This is a genomic window from Pseudochrobactrum algeriensis, assembly GCF_018436245.1.
GTDB lineage: Bacteria > Pseudomonadota > Alphaproteobacteria > Rhizobiales > Rhizobiaceae > Pseudochrobactrum > Pseudochrobactrum saccharolyticum.
In genome coordinates, this window is the sequence record NZ_CP075361.1 from 1,794,117 (window position 1) to 1,809,888 (window position 15,772).

17 protein-coding genes are annotated in these 15,772 nt (G+C 51.0%); 10 read left to right on the forward strand and 7 right to left on the reverse strand.

What is annotated here, in order from left to right:
• Positions 1 to 99: 99 nt before the first annotated feature.
• The 6 genes from KHQ09_RS10445 to KHQ09_RS10470 form a co-directional block, all read right to left on the reverse strand.
• Complete coding sequence (locus KHQ09_RS10445) at positions 100 to 1,341, reverse strand: ABC transporter substrate-binding protein (RefSeq protein WP_213598139.1); 1,242 nt, start codon at positions 1,339 to 1,341, stop codon at positions 100 to 102.
• A 199-nt stretch (positions 1,342 to 1,540) separates the two neighbouring features.
• Positions 1,541 to 3,067: an aldehyde dehydrogenase family protein gene (locus tag KHQ09_RS10450; protein ID WP_213630832.1), complete on the reverse strand. Its 1,527-nt coding sequence runs from the start codon at positions 3,065 to 3,067 to the stop codon at positions 1,541 to 1,543.
• Positions 3,067 to 3,846 carry an enoyl-CoA hydratase/isomerase family protein gene (locus KHQ09_RS10455; protein ID WP_213598141.1) on the reverse strand — a complete coding sequence of 260 codons (780 nt, stop codon included), beginning with the start codon at positions 3,844 to 3,846 and terminating at the stop codon, positions 3,067 to 3,069. Before KHQ09_RS10455 ends, KHQ09_RS10450 begins: the two co-directional genes overlap by 1 nt.
• On the reverse strand, positions 3,839 to 5,464 hold the full coding sequence (locus tag KHQ09_RS10460; RefSeq protein ID WP_213598143.1) for an acyl CoA:acetate/3-ketoacid CoA transferase: 1,626 nt from the start codon (positions 5,462 to 5,464) through the stop codon (positions 3,839 to 3,841). The genes KHQ09_RS10455 and KHQ09_RS10460 overlap by 8 nt, the downstream gene beginning before the upstream one ends.
• A gap of 4 nt (positions 5,465 to 5,468) precedes the next feature.
• Complete coding sequence (locus KHQ09_RS10465; RefSeq protein WP_213598145.1) at positions 5,469 to 6,479, reverse strand: Gfo/Idh/MocA family protein; 1,011 nt, start codon at positions 6,477 to 6,479, stop codon at positions 5,469 to 5,471.
• Positions 6,476 to 7,525 (reverse strand): LacI family DNA-binding transcriptional regulator, encoded by a 1,050-nt coding sequence (locus tag KHQ09_RS10470; RefSeq protein ID WP_213598147.1) that lies wholly within the window; start codon positions 7,523 to 7,525, stop codon positions 6,476 to 6,478. Before KHQ09_RS10470 ends, KHQ09_RS10465 begins: the two co-directional genes overlap by 4 nt.
• 167 nt (positions 7,526 to 7,692) lie before the next feature.
• On the opposite strand from KHQ09_RS10470, the gene KHQ09_RS10475 reads away from it, so the two are divergent.
• The 4 genes from KHQ09_RS10475 to KHQ09_RS10490 all read left to right on the forward strand — a co-directional run bounded on the left by KHQ09_RS10475 (position 7,693) and on the right by KHQ09_RS10490 (position 11,687).
• Positions 7,693 to 8,865 (forward strand): dihydrodipicolinate synthase family protein, encoded by a 1,173-nt coding sequence (locus KHQ09_RS10475; RefSeq protein ID WP_213598149.1) that lies wholly within the window; start codon positions 7,693 to 7,695, stop codon positions 8,863 to 8,865.
• A 223-nt stretch (positions 8,866 to 9,088) separates the two neighbouring features.
• The gene (locus KHQ09_RS10480) at positions 9,089 to 10,408 is read left to right on the forward strand and encodes an Hsp70 family protein (RefSeq protein ID WP_213598151.1); all 1,320 of its coding nucleotides are present in this window, start codon (positions 9,089 to 9,091) and stop codon (positions 10,406 to 10,408) included.
• Positions 10,409 to 10,484: 76 nt separating this feature from the next.
• Positions 10,485 to 10,727, forward strand: a complete 243-nt coding sequence (locus KHQ09_RS10485) for an HP1242/YdcH family protein (RefSeq protein ID WP_028233253.1) — start codon at positions 10,485 to 10,487, stop codon at positions 10,725 to 10,727.
• 210 nt (positions 10,728 to 10,937) lie between these two features.
• Positions 10,938 to 11,687 carry a F0F1 ATP synthase subunit A gene (locus KHQ09_RS10490; RefSeq protein WP_022709414.1) on the forward strand — a complete coding sequence of 250 codons (750 nt, stop codon included), beginning with the start codon at positions 10,938 to 10,940 and terminating at the stop codon, positions 11,685 to 11,687.
• 25 nt (positions 11,688 to 11,712) lie between these two features.
• On the opposite strand, the gene KHQ09_RS10495 is transcribed toward KHQ09_RS10490, so the two are convergent.
• Positions 11,713 to 12,639, reverse strand: coding sequence for an alpha/beta hydrolase (locus KHQ09_RS10495; protein WP_238481615.1), 927 nt, complete (start codon positions 12,637 to 12,639; stop codon positions 11,713 to 11,715).
• Positions 12,640 to 12,853: 214 nt separating this feature from the next.
• Between KHQ09_RS10495 and KHQ09_RS10500 the strand changes: the two genes are divergently transcribed.
• From KHQ09_RS10500 to KHQ09_RS10525, 6 genes are all read left to right on the forward strand, one after another.
• A complete protein-coding gene (locus tag KHQ09_RS10500; RefSeq protein WP_213598154.1) occupies positions 12,854 to 13,315 on the forward strand; it encodes an EF-hand domain-containing protein in 462 nt (153 codons plus the stop codon).
• Between the two features lie 18 nt (positions 13,316 to 13,333).
• Positions 13,334 to 13,675, forward strand: coding sequence for a hypothetical protein (locus tag KHQ09_RS10505; protein WP_238481616.1), 342 nt, complete (start codon positions 13,334 to 13,336; stop codon positions 13,673 to 13,675).
• A 227-nt stretch (positions 13,676 to 13,902) separates the two neighbouring features.
• Positions 13,903 to 14,100, forward strand: a complete 198-nt coding sequence (locus KHQ09_RS10510; RefSeq protein WP_213598156.1) for a hypothetical protein — start codon at positions 13,903 to 13,905, stop codon at positions 14,098 to 14,100.
• A 153-nt stretch (positions 14,101 to 14,253) separates the two neighbouring features.
• On the forward strand, positions 14,254 to 14,553 hold the full coding sequence (locus tag KHQ09_RS10515; protein WP_238481617.1) for a hypothetical protein: 300 nt from the start codon (positions 14,254 to 14,256) through the stop codon (positions 14,551 to 14,553).
• A 39-nt stretch (positions 14,554 to 14,592) separates the two neighbouring features.
• A complete protein-coding gene (locus tag KHQ09_RS10520) occupies positions 14,593 to 14,838 on the forward strand; it encodes a hypothetical protein (protein ID WP_022709409.1) in 246 nt (81 codons plus the stop codon).
• 225 nt (positions 14,839 to 15,063) lie between these two features.
• A complete protein-coding gene (locus KHQ09_RS10525) occupies positions 15,064 to 15,750 on the forward strand; it encodes a hypothetical protein (protein ID WP_213598158.1) in 687 nt (228 codons plus the stop codon).
• Positions 15,751 to 15,772 lie beyond the last annotated feature (22 nt).

Here is a 15,772-nt window from a genome sequence, read left to right on the forward strand (position 1 = left end):
AAAAAAATACAAATTCAAATGCTGTCAATAAATGACCGGTCACAATCGGTGCCGGATCACAGAGGCTGCGCAAAGGCAGCCTCCGGTTTTGCAATCAGTTTACTGAGCCGCGGCAACAGCTGCCACGAGCTCTTTCACGGCTTCTTCCGAAGTCAGTTCACCGTTAAATTCGCGTGTAACAACGTCGTAAATCGCATTTTTAACAGCAGCAGGATTGGCATAGCCATGCGCCATGGAGCCAAGCATCGTGCCCTTCTCACTGGCTTCCTTCACATCGGCGATTGCTTTTTTACCGCAGGCATCAAAGGCGGTATCCGGTACATCGGTACGTGCCGGTGCCGAACCTTTAACGACATTGAAAGCGGACTGGAATGTCGGGCTTTCAATCGCGGAAGCCATTTGCAGCTGTGCCGGAACTTTGTCGTCCGCAACCTTAAACATCGCAAACATATCGGAGTTGAATGTTACAGCGCCCTGTGTCCCCGGATAACGCATACAGACGAAATCCTCACCCGGTTTCTTACCGGCTTTGACAAATTCGCCCTTTGCCCAGTCGCCCATAAATTGCAGACCGGCTTTCCCCTCAATCACCATCGCTGATGCCAGATTCCAGTCACGACCGGAGAAATTGTCATCAACATAAGAGCGCAGCTTGGTCATACGATCGAAAGCCTGTTTCATCGTATCACTGCCCAGTGCTTCCGGATCGAGATCAATAAAGGCTTTTTTGTAGAAATCCGTGCCGAATGACAGCACCACGGCATCAAAAATCGTGCCGTCCTGCCATGGCTGGCCACCATGAGCCACAGGGGTAATGCCCTGCTCTTTGAACTTGTCCAGCAGTGCAATCAGCTCATCCCAATTGGCCGGTTCTTTACCGCCTGCCTTGTCGAGTGCTGCTTTATTGATCCACATCCAGTTGGTGGTGTGCACATTCACCGGAGCGGCAATCCAGTGACCGTCATATTTGGCAAATTCCTGCAACGGTGCCGGAATAACCTTTTCCCAGCCTTCTTTACCCGCTACTTCATCCAGATTACCGAGCGCGCCTTCTTTTGCCCAGTCACGAATATCAAAACCGAGCATCTGCACGGCAGTCGGCGGATTTCCTGCGGTAACGCGGGCACGCAGAACGGTCATTGCTTCTGTACCGCCGCCACCGGCAACCGGCATATCCGTCCAGCCGATCCCTTTACCTTCGAGATCTTTCTTCAATACATCCAGAGCTGCCGCTTCGCCGCCGGCTGTCCACCAGTGCAGCACCTCTACATTCTCCGCAGCCTGCGCTGCACCTGCCATAAAACCTAAAGCCATTGCTGTTGTTGTCATAAACTTGCGCATCGTATTCCTCCCGTTTGCAAGTTGTCAGCAGCGGAATCCTCCCGCTTGGTCATTACCTGCTGTCCTCCCGAACAGCATAAATTTTCGGCTCGCAAGATTGATCGGGCTATTCTTTTACGACCAACCGTCAGGCGAAATAGGACGTTACAATTCTCCGTTCGTCAAGCAGTGTTCTGCAAAATTCAAATCGATTAAAATATTATTCTTCAGCCACGCTCCCGTCACGCACCCAAAGCGTTTTTCGTGAGCCGATATGCATATTCAGAGTTTTTGTTTCCGTGTAATCTTCAACAGCATGGCGGCCAAGCTCTCTGCCCTGTCCGGATTGTTTATAACCGCCAAACGGCAATTCCGATGCGCCATCCATGAAAGTATTCATCCAGATTGTACCGGAACGCACCTTGCGCCCCACAGTCAGGCATGTATCGAAATCACGGCTCCAGACACTGGCAGACAGGCCGTAATCTATGGAATTTGCAATATGAATTGCCTCTTCCGCAGTTTCAAATGTCAGCACAGACAAGACCGGGCCAAACACTTCCTCACGCGCCACGGCCATATCCGGCGTAACACCCGATAGCAAAGTCAGCTCCATATATTGGCCGCGGTCAAAATCCACGGTTCCGCCGCCGACACTCAGTGCAGCACCATCCGCTTTGGCACCGGATATATAGGTTTTGATTTTCTCCAGATGCTGCTGACTGATAATTGCACCAACCTGTGTTTGCGGATCAAGCGGATCACCCAGCCTCACCTTTTTGGTAAGATCAATAATACGGGAGATCACATCATCCGCGATGTCTTTATGCAGAATCAGGCGTGAACCCGCATTGCAGCACTCACCGGCATTGAAATAGGCGCCAAACACCGCAGCATCAATAAATGCATCCAGATCAGCATCCGGAAAGACGATTTGCGGGTTCTTACCGCCAAGCTCCAGCGACACTTTTTTCAGAGTCTGCGCTGCATTCGCCATAATCAGACGACCGACACCGGTTGAACCTGTGAAAGACACCATATCCACATCAGCATGTGTGCTCAGCAGTGCACCCGCACCAGCACCCGTACCGGTGATAATATTCACAACACCGGCAGGAACACCCGCCTCGGTCAGAATTTCACCGAGGATCAGCGTGGAAGCTGATGTCATTTCCGAAGGTTTGACAACACAGGAACATCCTGCAGCAAGAGCAAAAGGCAGCTTCTGGCTGATAATCAGAAACGGGAAATTCCACGGCGTAATCATCGACACAACGCCGATTGCCTCGCGCAACACAACGCCCAGCGTGCCGTCACCGAGTGTATTATAACTCTCACCATGCAAATCACGGGCAAGTGCCGCCGCATAGCGCCAGATATCAACAGCACCGGCAATCTCGCCCCGCACCTGACTGATCGGCTTTCCGGCCTCGACGGCATCCCAGAAGCTCAGTTCTTCTGCGCGCTTCTCAATCATATCCGCGATTTTCAGCAGGATATTGGAGCGTTCGGCACCGGTTTTGCTGTGCCATATTCCTGTATCAAAGCTCTGTTTTGCAGCAGCAATCGCGTGCTCTGCATCAATATGACTGCCTTCAGGATAACGGCTCACCGGCACTCCGTGCCCCGGCGCAATGCGTTCCAGCATTCTGCCGGAGGCTGCGGCCACCCATTCGCCAGCAATCAGCATTTTAAAATCACGAACAGCGATATCTGCCGAAAGCTTGGGCGCAATCAGAACGGCCATTACCATTCTCCTTTAAAATTTGCCGGACGTTTGCCGCTGAAAGCCGCAACCCCTTCTTTGAGATCACTGGTTTTGGCGGCCAGCATGGAACCGAGTGCTTCAACTGCTGCGCCATTATCCTCATTATTGGCAACACCGATCATCAGCTTGGATATTTCAAGCGCCGCAGGTCCGCGCGTCACAATACGCGCTGCATAGGTCTTGGCAGCCTCCAAAGCTGAGCCGCTTTCAACAACCTGATCCACCAGCCCCAATTTGCAGGCTTCTTCAGCACCGAACATCTCGCCGCCCAGCACCATACGCCGGATAATCTGTGCACCAAAACGCTGTACCAAACGCTGCGTGCCGGACCAGCCGGGAACCATACCGAGTGATGTTTCAGGCAGGCCGATTGTAACATGCTTTTCGGCAATGCGGATATCCGCCGCTCCGGCAAGTTCCAGCCCGCCGCCAAGGGCATGACCATTTATCGCGGCGATCAGCGGCATCCGCAATGTTGCCAACCGCTCAAAAACCCGATGTCCGAAACGCACCCATTGATGGCCGAATTCATTGGCCTGCATCGCGCCCCATGCTTTGATATCACCACCTGCGGAAAAGGCCTTGCCCACGCCGGTGAGAATAACAGTCCGCACTGCACTGTCCGCCTCAACCGCATCACAGGCTGCTGATAATTCCTTCAGCATTTCAATATCAAATGCATTGAGCTTATCCGGTCGTGTGACAGTGATCGTGGCAATGGCACCGTCACGGGAAGTTATGATACGCGGCTCAGTCATGATCTCCCCCCTCGATCTGCTCTTGCAAGATAAGTTGCGGTTTTTCCGGCAAAGTCAGGCCAAGTGGTTCTTCCCTGAATAAAGCAGCATCCATCAGTTTCAGTTCCGGCGAAATGATGAGCGGAAATTCCGACTGCTCCAGAATATGCGCCTGCAAATCCACACCCGGTGCAATTTCCGTGAGCATGATGCCCTGTGGCGTCAGCTTCATCACGCAGCGCTCAGTCACATAGGTAATATCCTGTCCTTGTGCGACGGCGCGGCTGCCGGAAAATGTGACATGCTCCGTTTCATTGACCAGCTTCTTCAGCTTGCCTTCTTTTTCAATGACCAGTCCGCCGCCCTCAATGCCGAGCTTTGCGCCCGCATTAAACATGCCGGAAAAGACAATCTTCTTTGCCCGCGCAGTAATATCCACAAAGCCACCGGCGCCCGCTGTCACATGCGGGCGGAAAGACAACCGCGATACATTGACGGAGCCGTCACGCCCGATCTCAAGAAAAGACAGCAGCGAGGCATCAAAACCGCCGCCCTGAAAATAAGTAAACTGATAGGGCGAAGGCATATAGGCATCAGCATTGGAGGCACAGCCGAATGCAAAATCCAGCAGCGGTACACCGCCGACAGCGCCCTGCTCGATCACCCATGTGACTGAGCCATGCAGCCCCTCTTCCATCAGAATACGCGGCACATTGGCTGAAATACCAAAACCGAGATTAACGCAGCTTCCCGATTCAAGCTCCTGTGCAACACGGCGTGCAATGACCTTCTGCACATTGAATTCCGGAACGCGGAAGCTCTCCAGTGGTCTGAAAATCTCACCGGAAATCGCCGGATCATAAACTGTCTGCGTTGTCTGTTTCTGCTCCGGATCAATGATAATATAATCGACCAACATACCCGGAACACGCACATCATGCGGTTTCAGCGAGCCCTGCTTGGTAATGCGCTTCACCTGCGCGATAACAATGCCGCCGTTGTTACGGGCGGCCAAAGCCTGATCCAGCCCGCCGAGAGTGGCTCCCTCATGCTCATAAGTGAGATTACCGTGTTCATCAGCCGTTGTTGCCCGAATAATGGCGACCTGCGGTATGATATTGGGAAAATAGAGCCATTCTTCATCCGCAAATTCAATCTTGCGCACGAGCGGCTCCCGCTGTGCTGCCTCGTTCATGGCGCAGCCCTGCCGGTCAGGATCGACAAAAGTGTCCAGTCCGATTTTAGTTATCACGCCAGGTCGTTTGGCAGCAGCCTCACGGTGCATATCAAACAGAATACCGGAAGGCACATTATAGGCGGGAATTTCATTCGCACCGATCATCTGCCAGATCAGCGGCGGTTCTGCCGATGACGGACCGGACGGATAAGACCCGCCGATAATTTTCGCCAGCAGACCTTTTTTAGCAATATGATCAATACCTTTGATACCGCTCATATCCCCAGCCGCAATCGGATGCAGCGTCGTGAGATTGCGCGGATGGCCTGTTGCCTCAAACCGCTCACCGATAGCTCTGAGCATCAGATCAGGGCAACCAAGCCCGCTTGATGAGGAAACGGTAACCACAGCATGATCGGGGATCAGAGCCGCGGCCTGTGCGGGAGTAATATGCTTGCTCATATTATCACTCTCCCAAACCGGTTCTGATTTGCACGGCACTGCCGCTTTTCACGGATTGCGCCACGGCAAGCGCGGTTGCCAGAGACCAGACACCATCCTCTCCGCTGGCAGAAACTGCGTCTTTACCCTTGACCGCATTGTGAAATGCCTCCAGCGCGGTTTCATAGAGATTGCGCTGCTCCAGCGGCAAAACCTGCTCACCTTCCGCATTGCGCAAAATGACAGAACCAACCGGCTTCTGCGTCATCACATTACGGGCAATCAGTGAGCCTTCTGTTCCATGCACTTCAAAGCCTGTTTCGGCATATTGCGTGGTAAAACCATCATGAAACTGAGCCAGCACACCGGATTTAAAGCGCAAGACACCCATTACCGCATCTTCCAGCCCTTGCTTTCCCATCCCGCCGGACTGACCGAAAGCCACCGCCTCAACCGGATCATCATTCAGCACAAAGCGCAGCGTATCCGCATCATGCACGGTTATATCGAGGATAACACCGCCACCGGCCTGCGGTTTATCAAGCCGCCAGCCCTGCAAATGCGGTGGCAGATAAACAGCATGAAAAACCCGCGCGGAGAGCGGTTTGCCGATCCTGCCCGCAGAAATGGCATCGCGCATGGCACGATGACTGGCAGCATTGCGCAAATGATGATTGGTGGCAAAAACCACCCCCGCCGCTCTGGCCGCCTCAACCATGGCACGGGCATCTTCAAGGGAAAGTGCCAGCGGTTTTTCACACAGCACATGTTTGCCTGCTTTTATCGCGGCTATAGCCTGATCGCGATGCAGCTCATTTGTGGTCGAGATATAGACAGCATCGGTTTCCGCATCATTGACCAGCGCATCAAGCGTGGTGACAGATCGGGGAATTCTGTTCTCTTTCGCGTAGGTTTCACCGCGCTCAGCACTGCTGCTCATCAGGCTCACAACCTCACCACCCGTTGCACGGATTGCATCAATCACCCATTCTGAGGCGATTGTACTTGCGCCGATAAGACCCCACCGCACTGTCATCCCGTAATCCTCCGCTGTTCCCCTTGCCTTGTCGCACCGCAGCTTTCCCGCACAACAAGGCGCACAGAACTGACAATCGCCTCGGCTTCCGGTTGCCCTGCATTGATTTGCTTGAGCAGCAACTGTGCCGCCTTTTGCCCCATGCCCTGCGGATCGACGGAGACCGTGGTAAGTGCCGGAACCGCAGATTTGGCCTCAATCACATCGTCAAAACCGATAACGGCAAAATCAGCACCCGGTTCCAAGCGCTGCGCCCGCAACCCGTCACACACACCGAATGCAACCGCATCATTGAAACAAAGCGCGGCTGTCGGTCTGTCCGCAAGCTGCATTGCGCGCAGTATGGCATCCACACCACCAGCGCGGGACGGTGCTGAACCGATAATCAGCGCCTCCTCAAGCACAATGCCTGCCCGTTGCAGAGCATCCGCATAGCCCTGATAGCGCTCAGTAAACACGCCCGTATCAGCAAAACCGCCGAGAAAAGCGATCCGGCGATGCCCCAGCGCCACCAGATGTTCAACCGCAGCCATCGCCCCGCCGTGATTATCCGACATCAGAGAAGAAACCTTGGCACCAGCCACATTGCGCACAGTCGCAACAACCGGAATTCCGCTGGCGATCAGCGGCTTCAGATCAATGGCTTGCGTGCCGCGCGCAGGCGACACAATCAGTCCGGAAATACCGTGCTCACGCATAGAAGTAATGACTTCGCGCTGACGATCCGGACTTTCTCCCGTATGCGAAAGAAACTGCACATAGCCTGCCGACTGCACCACCATATCAACCCCGACCGCAAGTTCTGCGAAGAAGCTGTTGGTCAGATCATTGACGACAAGGCCGATAATTTTTGAATTGGAGCCGGACTGGCGCAGATTGGCCGCGCCGCGATTATAGACATAACCAAGCTCGCGGATAACAGCGGTCACTTTAGCTCTTGTGGCGTCATTCACCAGCGGGGAATTTTGCAGAACAAGCGATACGGTCGACTTGGACACGCCCGCAGCCTGTGCAATTTCAACAACGGTGACACGCTTTTTATTCACGGCATTCTCCCTGTCTCCCTTCATAAAATTAGATCGTTCCAAATTTGTCAAGTGAAGATTAATCCGGAAAATCGATGTAAATTGCCTGTTGCATATGTAAAAAATTGAATTACTCTTTCAAATTGGAACGATCTAAATTTTATCGCTTTTCCGGAGATTACAGCACCATGGCAATGTTGCGGCTTCCGAATGCAGACGGCACCATCACTGACTATCATCTGACAGGCACTGTCGTGCCTCGTCCGCAATCAGTGCCGCAGTTCAATCGCATCGCTTATGCTGCCGCCCATATCGTCTCCGATCCGCTGCGTGAAACCGATCCGTGGAACCGCCCTGCCATTGACTGGGACGCAACCATGGCGTTTCGTCACCATCTCTGGAGCCTCGGTTTCAAAATCGCCGAAGCCATGGATACATCGCAACGCGGTATGGGGCTGGACTGGAACGGCGCACAGCAACTCATCCGCCGCTCGCTGGAAACCGCCCGTACAGTCAAAGGTGCAGATCTCGCCTGCGGGATCGGAACTGACCAACTTGCTCCAGTTGAGGCCAAATCTCTTGATGATGTGATCAGGGCCTATGAAACCCAATTGGAATTTGTGGAGAAACACGGCGGCCGCGCCATTATGATGGCCAGTCGCGCTCTGGCATATATCGCCCGCAGCCCCGATGATTATGCGCTTGTCTATAATCGTATTCTCTCTCAGGCACAGAACAAAATTGTCCTGCACTGGCTGGGTGAAATGTTTGACCCGCAACTTGGCGGCTACTGGACGGGGCAGGCAGACAGCCCCTTTGAAGATGCACTCACCAGTGTTCTGACGATCATCAATGATAACCGTTCCCGTGTTGAAGGCATTAAAATCTCATTGCTCGACAGTACCAGCGAGATTGCACTGCGCAATCGCCTACCTGAGAATGTACTGTGCTTCACCGGCGACGACTTTAATTATGCAGAACTCATTGAGGGAGACGGCAATCGCTACAGTCATGCCCTGCTCGGCATTTTCGATGCTGTTGCCCCTTCAGCCTCCTATGCGCTGAGTGCGCTTGCCGCCGGTGACACTGCAACATTCCGCTCGGTGATCGAGCCTACTGTACCCTTATCACGCAAAATTTTTGAAACGCCGACACAATATTACAAGGCAGGCGTCGTGTTTCTGGCATGGCTGAACGGCCATCAAGATCACTTCACCATGCCTGCAGGTATGCAATCGGCACGCGGCCTGTTGCATTACACCGATATTTTCCGGCTGGCAGATCAGGCCAATGTGCTCGACAAGCCGGATCTGGCCATCCGCCGCATGCAAAACTGGCTAAGCACACAAGGCGTGGAATAAGTCTCTTTAGAGCGCCGTGCGCCCTTTTTGGCGCACAAAGGTCGCTCTAATACTTTATATTTGCAGCATAGTTTTACCTTAAACCGATTCAAGTTTAAGGAATTATGCTGTGAAACCCTGCTCTCTGTTCAATTGACCCTGCGTTCCAAACAGCTATAAAGGCGGCTTTCTCAAAGATGCCTCCCCAATATCTCTCTCGGGCACAGATGCAAGGATTTGAACAATGACTGCGGGAAATCACTCACCCTCGGAGAAGATAACCCTCGGCCTCGATTTCGGCACAACCAACACTGTTATTGCTGTGGCAGATGGTAATGGCATTGCCGAAGTTATGAGCTTCCCGAAAGATGACGCTATCGTTTCAGCCTATCGTTCCGTGCTGTGCTTCTGGCAGGATGGTAATAAAGGCCATCGCAATGTTGAGAGCGGACCGTGGGCGATGGATCGCTTCATTGCTGATCCGCATAATTGCCGTTTTCTGCAATCCTTCAAATCCTTCGCCGCGAGCAAATCCTTCACAGATACACCGGTCTACGGTAAACGCTTTAAATTCGAGGATCTGCTGCAAACTTTTCTGGAAACACTGGCCGAACGCCTCGGAGACAGACTGCCCTCCCGCGGCAACAAAGTCATTGTCGGTCGTCCGGTTACTTTTGCAGGCCATAATCCTGATGAAGCGCTGGCAATGGCACGCTATGAAAAAGCACTGCGCGCCTTCGGCTTCACCGATATTCATTATGTTTATGAGCCGGTTGCCGCGGCATATTTTTATGCGCAGAAGCTGACAGATACATCGACGGTGCTGGTTGCCGACTTTGGCGGCGGAACGAGCGACTTTTCGATCGTAAATTTTGAGGTCGGCGCAACCGGCCTGACTTCAACACCGCTCAGTCAGGTTGGTCTGGGCATTGCCGGCGATACATTTGACTACCGTATCATTGATAATGTGGTCTCTCCGAAGCTCGGCAAGAAAAGCAATTACAAATCTTTTGGCAAGGTGCTGCAGGTTCCGAACCATTATTTTGCGAATTTTGCCCGCTGGAATACCCTGTTTCTGATGAACTCCCCGTCCACACTTCGGGAGCTTCATGAACTCGCATCGCAGGCAGAGCATCCGCAAGCCCTCAACCACTTCATTGAAATGATTGAAGGCGATTACGGCTTCGAGCTTTACCGTGTCGTATCCGATGTCAAAGCAGGCCTGTCCTCATCCCAGACATCCGATCTGCAATTCAAAGCCGAGAACTTTAAAATCGAAGCTCAAATTCAGCGTTCGGATTTTGAAAAATGGATTGCCGAAGATATGCAGGCAATCTCCGCCTCCGTTGACAGCGCAGTACGGAATGCCGGTTTGCAGGATAAAGATATTGACCGCGTCTTCCTCACCGGCGGCACATCCTTTGTGCCGGCGATTAAAACCCTGTTCTCGCAGCAGTTTGAACATGCGGATGTTTCCAGCAGCAACCAGTTCGACTCCATTGCCACCGGTCTCGCACTGATCGGTCAGAGCAATGATATTGAACGCTGGGCAGTCAAGTTCTGATTGATCCTGATCAATGTAAAGCGCTCAGACTCATGCGAAGAATCCTTCAACAAAATAATTCAAGGAAGGAAACAGCATGTCCAACACACCGCATACACTTGGCGAAGAATTTCCGGGCAAACTGGATGAAATTCATGCCCTGAAAGCCGCTGATCCGCGCTTTGCCAAAGTGCTTGAGGAATATGACGACGTGAATGATCAGATTCACCGCGCAGAGACAAAGATTGAACCGACCAGTCAGGACAATGAAACAGCTCTGCGCAAGCGTCGTCTTGCATTGAAAGACGAGATAGAACAGGCACTCAGCCAGCAGGCCTGATATCTCGCATAGTGACTGAAAGCACAGTCCTCAGGAGCATTTTCAATCTCAACCATTGAAAATGCTCTTTTTTTGACCGACCAATTATTTTCTACAATTGATAGCGTGCCCTGTCCGAATCGCTCTACTCTGCTGCCAGCACATAGCGCAGGACGACCTGCGCCGGTGTAACCCAACGGGGACGACCCCGCCTGCCAGGGAGTACATCATATGGCCGGACCAATTGAACAATTTCAAATCAAACCACTGGCAGAATTTGGTGAAGTCGGCGGCTTTCAGATCGCTTTTACCAATTCAGCTCTGTTCATGCTGATTGCCACAATCGGCGCCGGTGCCTATTTGTTTTTATCGGCGCGCGGCAGAACCCTTATCCCTGACCGCTGGCAATCCTCGTCCGAAATTTTATATGAATTTGTGTCCACGACACTGCGGGATAATACCGGTGAAGAAGGCAGACGTTTCTTTCCGCTGGTCTTTTCCCTATTCATGTTCATTCTCACGGCCAATCTGCTCGGAATGTTCCCTTATGCCTTCACTGTAACAGCGCATATTATTGTAACATTCGGCCTTGCCATGACTGTCTTCCTGACCGTGACAATCTATGGCTTTGTGCGCAACGGAACCAAATTTTTCCGCCTTTTCATGCCGTCAGGCGTGCCGCTTATTCTGGCGCCGATTATTGTGCCGATCGAGATTATGTCTTTTCTCTCAAGACCGGTCAGCCATTCGGTTCGTCTCTTCGCCGTTATGCTTGCAGGACATATTACGCTGAAAGTTTTCGCAGGATTTGTTGTCTCCCTGACAGGCCTTGGCACATTGGGCGTTATCACCGCCATTCTGCCACTGGCAATGACAGTCGGCATCACCGCCCTCGAATTTCTGATGGCAGTGATTCAGGCCTATGTCTTCACCATGCTCACTTGCATGTATCTGAATGATGCGCTGCATCCGTCCCATTAAATTATCAGAGACCCTCGGCCGCCGTTTACTCCGGCGGCTGAACCGGCTTCACATCTTCCAGTACAAAACACAGCATATCTTCAACGGCATAAGGCAGCATTGAGCCGTGACTTTCACCGGCAAACTGATGGAAGCTTGCTGAAACGCCAGGCAACGCAACCAGCTCCTGATAAATATCCCTGCCATTCGGTCCGCCACGCAATGCCTTCAGCTGCGCAGCACGATCCTTGTCAACGCCCTCACGCATCACTGACTTGCCTGCTGTCTCAATCAGCACTTTGACCGGCTTACCCGTCTCTGTTGCCTGCTCAATGAAACGATCCTTCTCTTTCAGAATTGAGCGGTTATTCCACCAGACAGACGGATCAGCGGCGCTATAAGTCTGAAAACTTCCTCTTTCACTGAAAAGCGCATGCAGCGTGAATAAGCCCCCGAGTGAGTGGCCGAACAGGGTCTGATTGTTTTTATCAACGGCAAAGCGCCGCTCTATTTCCGGTTTCACTTGCTGTTCAATGAAATTCAGGAATGCGGCATTGCCTCCGGTGCGCGGCAGATCAGCACCATTTCCGCGTGAAGGGATCAGTTCCGCAGGTGTTTCTGGTGTCAGATCATAATATCTGGAGCGCACAATATCTTCGCGTGATTGTGTCGGATAACCGATACCGACAATCAGTGCGCGCAATTGCGGCCTTTTTTTCACCACATCCACGGCCATCGGAAAGGTCGAATTGCCGTCAATCATATAGATGACCGGCATGTGCTTGTCATTTTCCGCAGTTTTTGGCGCAGCAACAAAAATCCGGTAATCAATCCCGTTTGCACGCATATCAAAAACTGAAGTCACCGGATCACCCTGCTCTGCCGCCATCACATTGGCCATTCCATAAAGCTGCATCGCTAAAAAACTGCCAAGAAATGCAATGAGATAAAGTAGTTCAGACGTCTTATTCAAAATGCGCATCAGTACCAACATTCATTTATTATCGGGCATTATCTGGTCATGGCAAATTACAGGCCGAATTGAAAATATGACAGCCTGAAATTCATACTGCAGAACATTACAAATTTGTAATTGGCTTGTTCATATTCAGTACACATTTACAGCTAGATATTACTCCTATGCCAATTAAAGGCTCAAGTTAATTTGTGACGGAGTTATAATTACCATGAATACAAAAACTTTAATTCTTGCACTCGTTGCTTCATCTGTACTCGCATCACCTGTTCTTGCACAGGATGCATCGAAAACGAATACTGAAAAAACTGTTGAACAAATCTCCAAAAAACCTGAGCGTGAGCCGATTGATCTCGCAAAATTCTCCCGCATGGATGAGTTAAAAGCGGCCGACACCGACAAGGACGGCATCCTCTCCCGCGAAGAAATTGAAGCCCATGCTCTCAAAATGATGGTGAAACGCTCGGCAGACCGCATGGAGCGCCGCCTTGATGTGAATGGCGACGGAAAAATCTCGCTTGAAGCCGTTGAGAAAAAGCGTGCGGAACGCTTTGCCGAACTGGATAAAAACAAAGACGGCAAACTGGACCGGAGCGAGTTAAAAGCCGGTAAGCGCCATGGCAAAGACGGACACCATGGCAGACATGGTCAGGATGAACATCCGAAGCCATAAAACCAAAAGCCCGGCTCAATGCCGGGCTTTCTTTTTTCTATAATGAAAACCTGCCCCGCTCATCAAAAAGTGAAATTTTTAGTCATTGATTTTCTTTTTATTTTAGTACCAAATTATAGAAACAGGAGAGATATCATGCCTTTTCAAAAGACTGATTATCTTGGAATTTACAAACCTGAACAAATAAAGACGCTTCAGACCGCCTATAATGAGGTCTGCGAGATTCTCGGTTATTGCCCGACAACGGATGAGAATAAAGATCAGTTAGCGCGCACTGTCATCCGTATTTATGAAAGCGGAATAAAAGATCCGAAGGAAATCGCCGGATTGATCGCCCGCATTGAAAATCTCCGCTCCTGAACCTGCCTGAACCTGCTCTGCTTGATCCTAATCAATGCACCACCATCACTTGCGCGATAAAACCTCCCTGTAATCTTTGAAAGAACTGACCGCTTCGAAAATTGCCGCTTGCGCAGAGAACAGCCTGCGAATGCAGCTCACATCTGCCTGCAGCTTTTCACGAAACCGGCCAGAGACAAAGGCACAGAGCTTCTGGTTCATATTGAGAACCACTCTCGGAGGGACAAATGTCGACTAATTTCCATCTGGCATCAATGATCGGCTCAATCGCATTTATTGTTCTGGTCGGCTCAGGATTCATTGTCGTTCTGACAGTGCCTTCTCTGGCACAAAAACCTATTTATCCAATGCTGGCGATTGTCGGTGCGGCTCTGCTCATCACACCGGTTATCGGGTGGTATGTTGCAACCCGTATACAACGGTAAGTCCCTGTATTCTGCAGGTGAAACATAAATATCGCATCTGCAGAATATGCTTCAAGAATGTGAGAGCATAACAGCAACCACTTGCTAAATTTCCGCTTGCCTGAAATACTTGATTTATCCTGACATTGCTCCTCAGATCTTGCCCTGAGAACCATGTCAGCGGAACCATTTCTTTGTGGTTACGTTGATATGACAGAGCATAAGGGAGGCAATGAAATGTCCACTCGTTTTCAGATTGCCGTTTTACTCAGCCTGATGATTAACGCAGTTCTTTTCGGAATTGGGATGATCATCGTCCTCACAATCCCTGATCTGGCGCAAAACGCCAAATATCTTATTCCTCTGGTTATTGGCTGCAGTTTTCTGATTACACCATTTATCGCCTGGTTTATGGCACCGCGCATGCGAAACCGGTACTGGCAGAACAGAAACCACAAAACCGGAAGTTTTTGATAGTTACAGGTCAGGGTCTCAAACAATAAGGGTCTTACCATGCGTATGTTTATAATTGCTGTGGCCGCCATTGTTGCACTTTCCGGCTGCACAACGACAGAAAAAGATCTCAGCGTTGGTACAGCGGCAGGCGCAGTCATCGGCGGCATTGCCGGCGGCGGCAGAGGCGCATTGATCGGCGCAGGTGCAGGCGCTCTCGGTGGTCTTCTGGTTCGCAATTTGCGTAACGGTTATTGTGAATACCGTAACAGCCGCGGCCAGATTTATACCGCACGCTGCAAATAACAGCGGAACATAGTGCCGGCCAGAACTGGCCGGTATGCACGACCTGAAAGCGGCCTCTGCAGAGACGGCCGCTTTTATCTTTGCTGCTACCTCCTGAAAGTGAGGTACACCCGCACAGATATCTGTCTGCCCTGCACTTCACAGCGAACGGTCTGTGCTTTAATTTCAGCACTTCAGAATACGGGAACAGAAGTCCCGCGCTATAAAATCAATGAACGGCTCTCAATGTCATCTTTTGCACCCAAAACACCAGGCAGAACCGTTATTGAAATTCTGAAAGTCATGTTCATTACCATGCCCATGACGGCAGTGGTTATGTTTGCCGTGATTGGCACATTGATTTTCATCAATAAATATTATCCGGATTCGACGATTACCTTAGAAGATGTGATGAATTACGTCACCGTCGGCATCACAGTTCTGCTGACAATGCCGCTTATGCAACGCGGCATGCACCGGTATTTTTGGTATGTGCAGAATAATCCAAACTCAAAAATTCCACCTTGGGGCACAGCCGTTCCGCCGGTTCCTTATGTAAAAAATCCGGCAAGCATTCATCTGCTTCGCATCGCTCTGTATCTGTTCGCAATCATTTCATTATTGCTGATCTTTGCGCCCTTATCCCATCAGAAAGCTCTGTTTCGCACTACAATGAGCGTTCCGGGCATACACCGGAATTTCTTTCCGTTCTTACAGATCGTAGCCTATTTTTTGATATTCGGTTTCTTATTGCTGATCGCTTTTGCATCAACACAATATAAGAAATATCTGGCAACAAGAGCAGTTACAGAGGCGGATATGCTTCGTTATAACCTGAACGAATGCTGGCTCTTCGCCTTCTCCGTCACCTATGTTCTGACAGGACTGCTGTGCTTTATCTTTGGCACCATGATAATTCGCACACTCACTTAAACAGTTATTTTAAAATCACACC

What these genes read in the sequence shown, in the direction of transcription:
- KHQ09_RS10450 (WP_213630832.1), bottom strand. Translation starts at nt 3,067, where the DNA reads ATGGCCGTTCTGATTGCGCCCAAGCTTTCGGCAGATATCGCTGTTCGT.
- KHQ09_RS10465 (WP_213598145.1), bottom strand. Translation starts at nt 6,479, where the DNA reads ATGACAGTGCGGTGGGGTCTTATCGGCGCAAGTACAATCGCCTCAGAA.
- KHQ09_RS10505 (WP_238481616.1), top strand. Translation starts at nt 13,334, where the DNA reads ATGCCGGGCTTTCTTTTTTCTATAATGAAAACCTGCCCCGCTCATCAA.
- KHQ09_RS10455 (WP_213598141.1), bottom strand. Translation starts at nt 3,846, where the DNA reads ATGACTGAGCCGCGTATCATAACTTCCCGTGACGGTGCCATTGCCACG.
- KHQ09_RS10475 (WP_213598149.1), top strand. Translation starts at nt 7,693, where the DNA reads ATGGCAATGTTGCGGCTTCCGAATGCAGACGGCACCATCACTGACTAT.
- KHQ09_RS10460 (WP_213598143.1), bottom strand. Translation starts at nt 5,464, where the DNA reads ATGAGCAAGCATATTACTCCCGCACAGGCCGCGGCTCTGATCCCCGAT.
- KHQ09_RS10515 (WP_238481617.1), top strand. Translation starts at nt 14,254, where the DNA reads ATGTCAGCGGAACCATTTCTTTGTGGTTACGTTGATATGACAGAGCAT.
- KHQ09_RS10510 (WP_213598156.1), top strand. Translation starts at nt 13,903, where the DNA reads ATGTCGACTAATTTCCATCTGGCATCAATGATCGGCTCAATCGCATTT.
- KHQ09_RS10525 (WP_213598158.1), top strand. Translation starts at nt 15,064, where the DNA reads ATGTCATCTTTTGCACCCAAAACACCAGGCAGAACCGTTATTGAAATT.
- KHQ09_RS10480 (WP_213598151.1), top strand. Translation starts at nt 9,089, where the DNA reads ATGACTGCGGGAAATCACTCACCCTCGGAGAAGATAACCCTCGGCCTC.
- KHQ09_RS10500 (WP_213598154.1), top strand. Translation starts at nt 12,854, where the DNA reads ATGAATACAAAAACTTTAATTCTTGCACTCGTTGCTTCATCTGTACTC.
- KHQ09_RS10520 (WP_022709409.1), top strand. Translation starts at nt 14,593, where the DNA reads ATGCGTATGTTTATAATTGCTGTGGCCGCCATTGTTGCACTTTCCGGC.
- KHQ09_RS10485 (WP_028233253.1), top strand. Translation starts at nt 10,485, where the DNA reads ATGTCCAACACACCGCATACACTTGGCGAAGAATTTCCGGGCAAACTG.
- KHQ09_RS10445 (WP_213598139.1), bottom strand. Translation starts at nt 1,341, where the DNA reads ATGCGCAAGTTTATGACAACAACAGCAATGGCTTTAGGTTTTATGGCA.
- KHQ09_RS10490 (WP_022709414.1), top strand. Translation starts at nt 10,938, where the DNA reads ATGGCCGGACCAATTGAACAATTTCAAATCAAACCACTGGCAGAATTT.